Source organism: Brevibacillus sp. MS2.2 (assembly GCF_013284345.1).
In the GTDB taxonomy this organism is placed as follows: Bacteria; Bacillota; Bacilli; order Brevibacillales; family Brevibacillaceae; genus Brevibacillus; species Brevibacillus brevis_C.
Window position 1 is genome coordinate 15,396 of sequence record NZ_JABSUZ010000025.1, and the last position, 12,418, is coordinate 27,813.

Here is a 12,418-nt window from a genome sequence, read left to right on the forward strand (position 1 = left end):
TTAAGCCCAAAATTCGAACAAACGTTTGTCTTCATCTTTTCGCTGATTTTTCCGATATAAGATGAAAGAAGTGCAAACATGCGCAGATAGACTCGCCACCTTCAGGGAGGATTGACATGTCAGATACCGGAACAACCGTTAAAAATAACCCTTATATACAACCGCACATGAGCTATAAAGGCAAAAAAGAATTCACCACCGAGCTCGACCAAAATGCCTTTATGAAGCTCATGCTGGAGCAGTTAAAGCATCAAGACCCTATGTCCCCAATGGACAACTCTCAGTTCATCCAGCAAACAAGTATGCTGACCATGGTAGAAAAAATCACAAAAATGACCACGCTGATGGAACAATCGAACAACAGCATGGTTACTTTGGAAAAGTATGAAAAGCTGGTAGGTCGTACAGCCTCGTATTCCCTTACTACAAAAGACGAGATGACGGGAGAAACTAAGACGGAGAAGAAAGAAGGCGTCCTTGATGCCGTCTACATGGATCAAGGCAAAATCTACTTCCGTGTCGCAGGCGAATCGACACCGATTCCACTGGCAGACGTCTCCGGACTGGAATCGCAAGGTCTGGCTGGCAATACGCTCGATAATAGCGTGAAGTACATGGAAATGATCGGTCGAGAGATTTCCTATAAAGTAACCAAGGATGTCGACCGGGATGGCAATCCAGCTACCACACACGACGTTTCCAAGGTGGATGAAATCTTGAATGGCGTCATCACTGGCTTTACTACCAAAAACGGTACCGCACAATTCCAGCTGGATAATGGATCAACCGTAAAAGCCGAAGAAATCGTAGGCATGACGGTAAAACCTGAAAACAGAACAATGGGCAACTCCCTTGCCTACGCGCAAATGATCGGCTACAACATCATGTACAACCAGTCTCAAACAAATCCAGACGGCACCTCTACCAATACGCCTCTTACCGGAGTGGTCAAAGCTGTCAGCATGAAAAACGGAGTAGTCGAATTCGTCCTCCAGGATGATAAGAAAGTCGGTCTCAATCAAATCACAGGATTCGAAGCAACTGCCTAGAATCCTATACAAAAAGCCGCACATCTTCGAAATCGGAGAAGGCGGCTTTTTCACATACAGAGTTCTATTCGTTTACGATCACTTTTCCGGTTATCGCATCCACATAAAACGTATCATCTACTTTAAATTCTCCCCCACAGAAGCAATGCGAGCGAGTTTGGCGAAACGAAAGGTCATAGCCGAGCTTCCAGGTAATCGTGTCTTTCTCGTAATCTGGCTTGTGGATGTAGGTCAGCTCAAGTGGAAAGGTTTGCAGTAAACGGGTCATGGCCACTTGTTCTTTAAGCGCTTGGGAACGGGCCGGGTATTTGACACTGACCGGTTTGTTTATGCTCACCTGCTCCCATGTACCCGTCCATGAATCGATTCGAATCGTATACATCCCGTCCTCCACACTCTGATTGATCCCATAAACCGGAATGCCGTTCACAAGAGGATCAGCTACGATCGAGGTGTACCTTTCATCTCCATCCTCCGTTACTAGTATCTGATTACTTCCAGACGGAGTTAGTCTTTTCAAAAGCTTATCCGCTTCCATCCGATCCCGCTTCTTATCCGTTTTCACGTTTGACCATTGCGGATTGTTCTCCTTTGTGGAAAATTCGAGCAGTTGACCTGTCTTTGCATCCGTCACGAGGAGATGATGCTGCTCGCCGTTACTGCTTCCCTCAGGAAAGGTAGCCAATCTAGATATCTTGTCAGCATCGGATAACCCCTCACCAAAATTTCCCCATATGAAATACCGACGGGCTGAACCATCGTCGTAACTCGCCTCGTAGACGGACAGCGGCAGCTTTTCTGTTTCAACGCTAAACAACAAGCGTAACAAATCTCGCGCTTGCGTCTCGGTTTGCGCTACCCACTTCTCACCTGTTCCAGTCACATTGATGGTCTGAGACGGCGGGGTTGTCGCTCGGTTATTCTTTGTTATCAATTGTTTGCCACTAAAAGCATCCAATGCACTACCTGTATGTTGTTGCGTTATGATTCCATTTTTCAGGACATAAGCGAGCTTTGCATCTACCTGATCACTTTGATTATGAATGGGCAATAAATAAACAAGTTCCAATGGACGGCTTTCTTGCCACTTTCGTACAGCTTGTTCGGCTGAGATGACGCGCTGAGGAGATGGGAGTGAAGAGGGACTTACTTTTTCATATAATCTGCCATCAAACGTAGAAAACCAAACGATTCTTCCCGATGCATCAAAACTGACGAGACAATCATAATCGTCATCGAGTACCACATTATTCAGAACTCGCACCAGTCGAACCGTCAACAAGTCCTTATTTTTATAAACCTCCCTCGCTTGATAGGTGTTGCCTGTACCTGTTCCCTGCAAACCAGCAACAAAAGCCAACGCACGTGTTTTGGCTTGCTGCTCAGTTGGGTAGGCAGGCTTTGTTGTTGCTTTCGGGGTAAGATTCAGTCTGAGCAGCTCCCCTGTCTGTCCGTCAAAAATCGCATTATCCATGGACGATTCGGCCTCAGAAGCAGATTGTGCAAACGTGACCACCACCCCGCTAACACCGGGTCCATCTACATCGCCACCGTAAACGACATAGCGCGAAGATAGTTCCGGTAAAAGCTTGACTAGCTTTTGGACACCTTTCGTCACATGCATCGGCACAGCCACAACCGCTTGAGCCTGCGCTACGCTCACAGGACTCGTTGCACCTGCTCCTGATAAGGGGGCAGCAAAAACCGTGGCGGCAGCTAATGCACCCGACAAAAACCACGAGACCGTTCTTTTCACTTTGAACACCGAACCCACTCCCTCTTTTTTCCTCCTACATAGAGACGTGACAGCCACCCGTAAGTTTCCGAATGGACAAGCTTTTCTCGAAAAAAAAGAAGATATGCACGTTTGACTGCATACCTTCTCCCCAACTATCCTTATGCTCCTACATTCAGCTTCTCCAGCTTTTGCTTGATCAGCTCGACGACACTGGCGCGTTTCAAATCAACAAATGCACGGGTATTTGCATCCGGAACCACAATGATCCCCAGTTGGTGATGATTGCCCGCATAGACCGCACACTGTACGAACTTCAGCTCGCCTTCACGGGTGAGTACTTCCATTTTGCAAAAGGCAGGATTGGCTTGTAGTGCTGGATATAAATCTTCTTTTTCCCGCACCGAAATGCCATTTACTTTCACGATAATCTCACCAGGCGTGATACCGATCTCCTCTGCTCTCGTCCCCGGAATGACACCCATTACCTTTACACCACGCGAAGACTGGATGAAATAAGGCGAACGCTTTCTTTCTTGATACTGACTCCAGAAAAACAGCGCCTCATGACCGAATAGTGCAAAGATCGCGGCCAGCAGGATCAACGGATAAAACCATACTACCAGAGCGCACAAACCCAACAAAATGAGCGCATACAGCGTCAAATTTTTCGCAATCTGTGTTGCTTTTCTATACGGAGTCATCGTTTGCGTCATATCAGAGAATCCGGTCACTGTCGGCAGAAGCATCAGTCCGAATGAAGCGGCTTCTGGCGAAAAGAACGGCCACCCTGGATACAACGCACCGCTGATCGCACCTGGCTCCATCTGTACGAACAGCACGGCTGGCGTCAGCCAAAAAGAATGAAGCAAATAGGCACCCACGATCCGACCACGTTGCCCTTCTACGAACAGCGGTGAAGCATCTCGCCCGCCATTCCAGCGTACGAGCATCGCTTCAATCAGATGCATGATCGCAACTAACGCAAGCAAAGGCAAAGGTTTCGCCTGACGAATCATTTCCCAGACATAGCTCAATCCAGGAACATCCGTGACCGGTGGAATGACCTGTGTGATCGCGTGTAAAATCGCCAAAATTCCTGCAGCATATGCGAAACAGAGAAACCGTAAACGAATCAACGCCAAGATGAGCGCCAATCCCCATAGTATCCACAAATCTTGTGCTTGCACGACCACGCCGAGTCCTGCACTAAGAAGAGAAATTAACAAGCCTCCCACCAAGCCCATCCCTACAGCACGTATCGTCGAGAGCAAGGGGGACTGAATGCGCGCAGAAAAAAGCTGTCTTTCTAGGTTCATCTGTCTGCGGTAATGCAAATAAATAAAAACTAGAAAGAGATAGAAGACAGGATTGATAAAAAATGCGGCAAAGCCATATGCAATGGTAAGCATATCTGCCTGTATCGCCAATTGCCTCACCTCATCTAAAAGAAAGAAAAACCACGGCATTTGATTTGCCGTGGTTATCATTTCTACGGAAAGCAGGGAATTACCTGCTTCCATTTTCTTGATTATTCATTACTTGCCCGTGACTACATCCAGAGCTTTTTGCAATTGCAGGTCATTCTCTGGCTTCGTCATCGTTTTACGGAGACTTTCTTCCAGTGAAGAGCGTGTCTTCGCGTCTACTTTACCAGTTACCTCAAGCTTGTTGGAGGTTTGGAACTGCTTGATTGCGTCTTCTGTCTTTTCATCAAAATAGCCATCTTCTCGTCCTGGGGAAAGATTCAAGCCCTTCAGGATGAGTTGCAGGTTTTTCACGTCAGTGCCAGCCATATCGCGCTGCAACACTTTATCTGCCGGTAGCAGAGTTGCGTTGAAATAGTCTGGTTGCTTGACTGCAAAGTCTGGCGTAATGCCTTTTTTATGGACCCATTCACCCTTCGGTGTGACCCACTTGGCAATCGTCAGCTTCAATTGGCTCTTGTCGTTCATTTCCATTGTACTCTGAACGGTTCCTTTACCAAAGGTCTTCTCACCGACAAGCTTGTAATTGCCGCTATCCCGCAGGGCACCCGCTAGAATCTCCGAGGCACTAGCGCTTCCGCCATTAATCAGTACCGAGATTGGGTAAGGCTTAGCAGCTTCTGTAGTCGAGAAATACTCTTCTTTTTGCTGTCCGCCATTTCCATACTCGATTTGCACGATCTTACCTTTTTTCGGTACGAGGATTTCTCCGATTTCTTTCACAGCTAACAAATACCCGCCCGGATTGCCTCGAACGTCAATTACCAAACCGCCAATCCCCTTCTGCTCAAGAGCAGCCAGCTGATCTTTGAAGTGCTTAGCTGTTTCTGTAGAGAATTGGGTAATGTTGATCACGCCTACCTTAACACCGTTCTTCTCAAGTATCTGACTGTTTACCGTCTCAATCGGAATATCGTCCCGCACACACACGATAGTAAGAGGCTCTGGCACTCCTGCCCTCACTACTTTGAGAACCGCCTTTGTACCTTTAGGCCCGCGAATCTTCGTCACTGCCTGATGCAGGTCCAATCCTTCAAGGGATTCGTCGTTTACGCTCAAAATTTGGTCGTTTGGCCGTAGCCCTGCACGCTCCGCTGGAGAGTTTTTGAACGGCGAAACAACTGTTACCCGACCATTTTGCATCGTTACCTCTGTCCCGATCCCTTGGAAAGTCGAGTGCAGGGTAGATGTGAACTCCTCAGCAGAACGAGGGTCCATGTAATCACTGTACGGATCTTCAAGCGACCCGACCATTCCGCCAATTGCACCCTCTACTAACTGCTCATTGGTGACATTTTGGATGTAATCTTTCTTGATTGCTGAAAACGCCTCGTACAGCTTCTGGAACTCTTTCGGATAATCTCCGCTCCCAGAAAACAGCGCCATACTCGATGCTGTTAAAGCCCCACCTTGACTCGAACTGGCGCTAGCCGATGTCTTCATGATTGCCATCGTAATAAAACTACTGGCTACCATCGAGATGAGTACAAGCGCGATTACGGTACGTCCTTTCCATCTCACTGTTACGTCACCATCCTTTGTGCTACCGGAAAAAGATATGCTGCTAGTGTATGCATGTTCCGTTAACAATATTTGTCTGGTCGCACGAGGGTCTACTTCAAGTACGGCATTGGGTTAACTGCTACGTCATTTTTATAGACGGTAAAGTGTACGTGATTTCCGGTTGAGCGACCTGTTGATCCTACCTCTGCGATCTTTTGACCTCTCGATACAGCTTGCCCAACAGAAACCTTGATACCTCCCTCGCGAATATGACCGTACAGAGTGGTATATTCCGCGTTATGCTTGATCATTACTGTATTCCCGTAGCCGCCGTTATATCCTGCAAAGAGAACGATTCCGTCAGCCGCTGCCATAATTGGCGTACCCTTCCGTGCTGCCATATCTAAACCATTATGCCCAGCCGAGCGGCCTGTAAACGGGTCTGACCGCATTCCGAAGCCTGAAGTGAAGCGGAATTGTCCACTTGCGACAGGCAAGGCAAACTTTCCACCCTTGTAGCCTGTACTAGATGCGCTCATCGCACGTACTCGCTCTGCATATTTAGCTGATTCCTGTTTGGTGATAGCCAAAAGCTCCTGTCCATACTGCTCCAAATCCACTTCAAGAGCAGATTCTTTCTTATCCAGTTCAGCCTTGACCACTAGACTTTGCTTGTACTGCTTGTCCAATTCGACTTTGAGCTCCTCAGCCTCATCGAACATCCCGGCGTACACAGTCAGTTGATGATCAATTTCTTTCTTTTTTGTCTCGATGGTGTCCTTATCGCGAATGTTATCCTCTAAAATACGCGTGTCCTGCTCTAAAATAAGCTGCAAGGCCTGCATACGCGTCAAAAAGTCCCCAAAGTCAGAGGAGCCGAGAAGTACATCCAAGTAAGAGATCGTGCCGCGTTCATACATTGCTGTCACACGTGTTCTGAGCAAGGCATCCCTTTTCGCCACGCGGTCTTTTGCCTCATCCAGTTGATCCTGCGCATGTGCTGCTTTTTCCTTGGTATCATCCATTTGCTGCTCAAGCTTGTCCAGCTTTTTCTGTGTATCGTTGCGTCGCAAATCGATTTGCATCAATTGCGTTTCCAAGCCCTTTTTCTCTTTTTGCACGACATTGATCTGTTCTTCGGTCTTCTTCAATTGCTGCTGCTGGCTTTTCTTCTTCTTTTGGATTTCTTTTAGCTCTCGATTAATCTTGTCCAAAGAAGCCTTACTAGGCGCTGCCAAGCTCACATTTGTCGGGATCACAGTACCGACTACAAGCCCAGTGATTACGAGTGCTAGCAGGATTCTCTTTCTCATGATACTCCTCCCACGCTCTTCAAATTATTAAACTCGCAAGAAGCGACGTACGGACACCAAACTTCCCCAAATCCCGATGAATGCACCAATCGCCAGCAAAGCCAACGCAACTTGATACACGAGCGGGAATAGCGGCAACAGTTTAAACAGTTGGGAAGCTTCAAAACTGGAGTGAATTGCATCCAGAAGGTAGTAATATCCAACCGTTAACATAATGGTCGGAATCAATGCCCCTGCCACACCCATCATGAGCCCTTCCACAAAGAATGGCCAACGGATAAACCAGTTCGTGGCACCAACCAGCTTCATGATTTCAATCTCTCTGCGACGTGCCACAATTGTCAGCTTAATCGTGTTGGCAATCAAGAACATCGCTGTAAAGCCAAGTCCAATAATAAAGGCAATCCCGACATTACGGACTGCTCCTGTCAAGGAAAACAGCTTTTCCACAGTGCCTTCCCCATAGGTCAGGCTTTTGACATACTGGAGATTTTTAATTTGAGCGGCAACAGCAGCAGTATCTTGCGGTTGCTTCGTTTTTACGACAAACGCATCCGGCAGAGGATTGCTTTCCTCCAATCCTTCAAACAAATACGCTTTTTCTCCAAGGCTCTCTTTAAATTGCTTCAGCCCTTCGTCTTTCGGTATAAATGAAACGGACTCCACTTGCGGAAGTTTCTTGATGTTATTCTCAACCTGTGTGATGTTTTCTTTCGTCGCCAGCAAGTCCATGAAGACGCGAATTTCTACTTGCTTTTCCACGGTTTGCGCAAAGTAATTGACATTCATCGCCAGAATGAGGAAAACGCCCAAGATAAAGAGGGTAATGGTCACGGCACTAATTGAAGCGAACGACATCCAGCCGTTCCGCCCGAGGTTTTTGACCCCTTCACGGACATGGCGCCCCAGCGTCCTAATCTTCATAACCGTATTCCCCTCTCTGCTCATCACGGGCAATCTGGCCTGCTTCGATCGCAATCACCCGTTTTCTCATGGTGTTGACAATTTCTCTATTGTGGGTAGCCATGACGACTGTCGTTCCACGCTGATTGATTTCTTCAAACAGCTTCATGATTTCCCAAGAGGTCTCAGGGTCCAAGTTCCCCGTCGGCTCGTCCGCGATAATAATTCCCGGACTATTTACCAGTGCTCGTGCCAAGGCAACACGTTGCTGCTCACCACCGGACAGCTCGTTTGGCAGCATTTTGGCTTTATGCTTGAGCTTTACGAGTCCTAAAACATCCATCACGCGCGGCTTGATTTGTTTAGGATTGCTCTCGATTACTTCCATCGCAAAGGCGACGTTTTCAAACACAGTCAACGTCGGCAGCAGCTTGAAGTCCTGGAACACGACACCGATACTGCGGCGGACCAATGGAATTTGACGCTCTTTGATTCTACTGACATTAAAGCCACCCAAGAAGATTTGTCCTTTTGTTGGCTTCTCTTCACGATACATCAATTTGATAAACGTAGATTTACCCGCACCACTGGGGCCTACTACGTACACAAATTCACCTTTCTCAATCCGAATGTTGATACCTTTCAAAGCATTCGTTCCATTCGGGTATGTTTTCCACACATCGAACATTTCGATCAAGCCAATCACATCCTACTTCGTCAGATCCTTGTCTATGTATCTTGATCCTGAATTTTAAAGTGAAAATCGACAAAACCCCTCTACCCTCTAGCAACCGCTGCCATACCTTGTTGAAAAACAGCGGGATTTCCCATCTTATCCATTATACCACCACGTTTCACGGATGGTATCCACTAAATCTCTCATTTCTTGTCGAAACAGCTTCGATTGTTAACAACTGTCACGAATTAGGGAGAAAATAAGATTGCACATTCCCAACTAGCATCATGGAAAACAGTTGGCTACAATGAGTGTGACAAGAGGGGCATCATAAAAAAGGAGCTGGTTATCTCGTGGAAAATTTTGCTTACCATAACCCGACACAACTGATTTTTGGACGGGGTCAATTGGCCCAGCTCGAGGAAAAAGCAAGACAACTAGGTCCCACTGTTCTTTTGGTATATGGTGGTGGCAGTATAAAGCGAACTGGTCTCTACGACAAAGTGATTTCTCTCCTCCAGTCTGCGGGCTGCCGCGTGCATGAGTTGGCAGGAGTGGAGCCAAATCCGCGTCTGAGTACCGTGAACAAAGGAATTGAGCTATGCCGCCAAGAGGGCGTAAATTGGATTCTCGCGGTAGGTGGAGGTAGTGTAATCGACGCGGCCAAAGCAGTCGCGATTGGTGTGCCTTACGAGGGAGATGTATGGGATTTTTATACGCGCAAAGCGGTCGCACAAGCGGCTCTACCCCTCGGTACCGTACTGACACTTGCGGCTACTGGTTCGGAAATGAACCGGGGAAGTGTCGTCACCAACTGGGAGACACAAGAAAAGCATGGAGCTGGTACGACGTTTCCGGCGTTTTCGATTCTGGACCCTGAGCATACATTTAGCGTACCTCGCGACCAAACGATCTACGGAATCAGCGACATTTTGTCCCATGTATTTGAGCAGTATTTCACGCATACAACCGAAATTCCATTGCAAACACGTTTTGCTGAGTCGATCATGAAGACCGTTATCGAAAATGCAGAACGTGTCCTCACCAATCCGGAAGACTACGATGCCCGCGCCAACATCCTGTATTGCGGAACAATGGCATTGAACGGCACTCTCCCGGTTGGCGTCACAACAGACTGGGCAACCCACTCCATTGAGCATGCTGTCAGCGCTGTTTACGACATCCCGCACGGTGGCGGTCTGGCGATCATCTTCCCGAAATGGATGCGCTATGTGTACCGTGAAAACGTTACTCGCTTCGTGCGCTTCGCAACAGAGGTATGGAATGTCGATCCTGCCAGCAAGACAGATGATGAGATCGCCTTGGAAGGGATTGCCGCTACAGAAGCATTCTTTGCGCGTATCGGTGCCCCTACTCGCTTGGCTGATTACGGTATCACCGACGAGCACTTGCAGCTCATGGCCGAAAAAGCCACTCCGTTTGGCCCGATCGGTCAGTTTAAGACGTTGACGAGTGACGATGTGGCACAGATTCTTCGCATGTCTTTGTAAAACACAAACAAACGCCGCCTTCCAGAAATGGGAGTACGGCGTTTGTTACTTTAGTCGTCAGTCTTGATTCAGCCATTTTTTCCGAATAAGATTTCCGCATAACAGCAACAACGGTACACCGATGCTGTAGGTAAAATCATAGAATGGCCAGTACTTCGAAATGATGTCGCCAAAGACGACGATATTGGGCGAGAAAATCGTGGACATCACCATGAGCAAAACGATGTACGGCAAGATCAAAACCTTAAAGTTGTCGATTCGAAAAACATGACGGATTCCCAAATGAAAAAACAGACAATACAGCGTAATTTTGACGCTCACCGCGATAAACCAGATCACCGCGATAATCGCCTCTAGCCGCTGAATGAAATTTCCGAGCTTCAGTTGTTTGATGAGAACATAGGTCGGATAAAAATGCCGCGAAGTCTGATCTGCCCCCAAAACAAGGATACACATCAGCATGATGATGAACAGCACAATTCCCCCAAGCAACGTCCCCAAGAAAAACGATCTCATCCGTTTCTGGATGGGCGAGACAAACGGAAGAACCGCCATAAAAATGACCAGTTCTGAATAAGGAAAGGCAATTGCCGCCGTAGATCCCTGCAAAATAGGCTTCCACCCATTTTCAAATACAGGTTGAATTCTCGATATTTCCGCCTGTGGCAGTAGAGTAATCATGAGTAAACCAAAAAAGAAAAAGAACCAGACAAAATAGATTTCTGCCGATTCTGCGACTGTTTGCAGCCCCAAACTCACACCAAACATAATCACTATGACAAACAACAGCTGTATCGCGAATCTTGGAGTCGCGACTAATAGATGCGTGCCAACAAAGTCGCCAATTTCCATCACATGCGCCCCTGCTGAAAAAAGAGTATAGCTAATAAACGAGAGTGTAATGATCGTTCCCAACACTCTTCCAACGGTTTGATCAACGAAGGTGAAAAAGCTTTGATTCGGATAAAGCTTCCCCACAGCTATGAGTAAGACAATATTGAGCAGTCCCACCCCAAGCCCAACCAGGACGGATATCCATGCATCTTGTTTAGCGAGTGCAGCCGTCATGCCTGGCAGGACGAGAACGGAGTCCCCAATGGTAACAAGGGTGACGAGCATCAATAGTTGACGGGGACTGATCTTGTAGCTCTCTTGCATGATTGCTCCCTGCTCTCTTTAGGCCTTCGATCCCTTTGTACAATTATTTCCTCCATGATTCGGCGCTAAACACGTGGGCATTTCATGCTATGATAAAGAAATATAGGTAAATTTGGAAATGGACTGGAGGACTACAACCATGTACAGAGTAAAAAAGCAGGACGTGATTTATGCCATGTCTCCTGAGAATCGGCCGGTCTTGAGGGTAGAAGCAGGCAGTATCGTAACATTTGAAACCTGCGATTGCTTCGAGGACCAAATCCAATCGGCTGACACCGTGTTTCAAGAGCTTGATTGGAATCGGATCAACCCTGCTTCCGGCCCTATTTTTATAGAAGGAACAGATCCAGGCGATATTTTGGTTGTTCATATTCAGAAAATTGAGATTAAAACTCAAGGCGTAATGGTTACCGGACCAGAACTAGGTGTAATGGGATTCGACCTGCAAGAAAATGTGATCAAAATGATTCCGATACATGATGGAAAAGCTGTCTTGTCAGACAAGCTTCAGGTTCCGATCAATCCCATGATTGGCGTAATTGGAACAGCTCCTGCCAATGAAGCCATTTCATGCGGTACGCCAGGCGATCACGGCGGCAACATGGACTGCAAGCAAATGCGTGAAGGTACTACATTGCTTTTACCCGTAAATGTTCCCGGCGCATTATTTGCCCTGGGTGACCTTCATGCTGCAATGGCTGACGGCGAAGTAGCTGTTTGTGGTGTGGAAATTGCGGGGGAAGTAACCGTAAAGCTCGATGTGATCAAAGGAAAGCAGTGGCCGTTACCGATGGCAGTCAACCAAGAGCACCTGATCACGATTGCGTCGGAAAAAGAGTTGGACAAGGCTGCCGATCGAGCGGTAATCAACATGGTACAATTTCTACACGAAGAGCTGGGGGTAGAAAAGGCCGAAGCCACCTTCCTGCTCTCCGCTGCGGGAGATTTGCGTATCTGTCAAGTCGTCGATCCTTTAAAGACAGCCCGCATGGAGTTGCCTCTAGCGTACACAACCGCGTTAGGCTTTGATTCGAAAATAGTCGGTAGATAAGGATGGATAGAACGCAAAAAAACCCCAAAGCT

10 protein-coding genes are annotated in these 12,418 nt (G+C 47.4%); 3 read left to right on the forward strand and 7 right to left on the reverse strand.

All coding sequences use genetic code 11. From position 1 onward, the window contains the following. Positions 1-116: 116 nt before the first annotated feature. The gene (locus HP568_RS20415; RefSeq protein WP_173630070.1) at positions 117-1,049 is read left to right on the forward strand and encodes a flagellar hook assembly protein FlgD; all 933 of its coding nucleotides are present in this window, start codon (positions 117-119) and stop codon (positions 1,047-1,049) included. A 64-nt stretch (positions 1,050-1,113) separates the two neighbouring features. Here HP568_RS20415 and HP568_RS20420 read toward each other — a convergent pair whose 3' ends face one another. The 6 genes from HP568_RS20420 to ftsE form a co-directional block, all read right to left on the reverse strand. Then, complete coding sequence (locus tag HP568_RS20420; protein ID WP_309142232.1) at positions 1,114-2,814, reverse strand: hypothetical protein; 1,701 nt, start codon at positions 2,812-2,814, stop codon at positions 1,114-1,116. 131 nt (positions 2,815-2,945) lie between these two features. Then, positions 2,946-4,307 (reverse strand): PDZ domain-containing protein, encoded by a 1,362-nt coding sequence (locus tag HP568_RS20425; RefSeq protein WP_173630072.1) that lies wholly within the window; start codon positions 4,305-4,307, stop codon positions 2,946-2,948. Between the two features lie 15 nt (positions 4,308-4,322). Continuing rightward, entirely contained in the window at positions 4,323-5,792 is a 1,470-nt protein-coding gene (locus tag HP568_RS20430) for a S41 family peptidase (protein ID WP_048034985.1), read from the reverse strand. A gap of 92 nt (positions 5,793-5,884) precedes the next feature. After that, the gene (locus HP568_RS20435) at positions 5,885-7,087 is read right to left on the reverse strand and encodes a murein hydrolase activator EnvC family protein (protein ID WP_048034986.1); all 1,203 of its coding nucleotides are present in this window, start codon (positions 7,085-7,087) and stop codon (positions 5,885-5,887) included. Between the two features lie 27 nt (positions 7,088-7,114). After that, positions 7,115-8,011, reverse strand: a complete 897-nt coding sequence (ftsX, locus tag HP568_RS20440; protein WP_048034987.1) for a permease-like cell division protein FtsX — start codon at positions 8,009-8,011, stop codon at positions 7,115-7,117. Further along, positions 8,001-8,687: a cell division ATP-binding protein FtsE gene (gene ftsE / locus HP568_RS20445; protein ID WP_007718270.1), complete on the reverse strand. Its 687-nt coding sequence runs from the start codon at positions 8,685-8,687 to the stop codon at positions 8,001-8,003. Before ftsE ends, ftsX begins: the two co-directional genes overlap by 11 nt. A 332-nt stretch (positions 8,688-9,019) precedes the next feature. Between ftsE and HP568_RS20450 the strand changes: the two genes are divergently transcribed. After that, entirely contained in the window at positions 9,020-10,177 is a 1,158-nt protein-coding gene (locus tag HP568_RS20450) for an iron-containing alcohol dehydrogenase (RefSeq protein WP_173630073.1), read from the forward strand. Between the two features lie 57 nt (positions 10,178-10,234). On the opposite strand, the gene HP568_RS20455 is transcribed toward HP568_RS20450, so the two are convergent. Next, positions 10,235-11,335, reverse strand: coding sequence for a GerAB/ArcD/ProY family transporter (locus tag HP568_RS20455; protein ID WP_048034989.1), 1,101 nt, complete (start codon positions 11,333-11,335; stop codon positions 10,235-10,237). Positions 11,336-11,474: 139 nt separating this feature from the next. Here HP568_RS20455 and HP568_RS20460 point away from each other — a divergent pair, with 139 nt between their 5' ends. Beyond that, complete coding sequence (locus HP568_RS20460; protein ID WP_173630074.1) at positions 11,475-12,386, forward strand: acetamidase/formamidase family protein; 912 nt, start codon at positions 11,475-11,477, stop codon at positions 12,384-12,386. Positions 12,387-12,418: the final 32 nt, after the last annotated feature.

Bases quoted from the DNA above. Each gene is read 5' to 3' on its own strand.
- HP568_RS20415 (WP_173630070.1), top strand. From the start codon at position 117: ATGTCAGATACCGGAACAACCGTTAAAAATAACCCTTATATACAACCG.
- HP568_RS20460 (WP_173630074.1), top strand. From the start codon at position 11,475: ATGTACAGAGTAAAAAAGCAGGACGTGATTTATGCCATGTCTCCTGAG.
- HP568_RS20425 (WP_173630072.1), bottom strand. From the start codon at position 4,307: ATGGAAGCAGGTAATTCCCTGCTTTCCGTAGAAATGATAACCACGGCA.
- HP568_RS20455 (WP_048034989.1), bottom strand. From the start codon at position 11,335: ATGCAAGAGAGCTACAAGATCAGTCCCCGTCAACTATTGATGCTCGTC.
- HP568_RS20435 (WP_048034986.1), bottom strand. From the start codon at position 7,087: ATGAGAAAGAGAATCCTGCTAGCACTCGTAATCACTGGGCTTGTAGTC.
- ftsX (WP_048034987.1), bottom strand. From the start codon at position 8,011: ATGAAGATTAGGACGCTGGGGCGCCATGTCCGTGAAGGGGTCAAAAAC.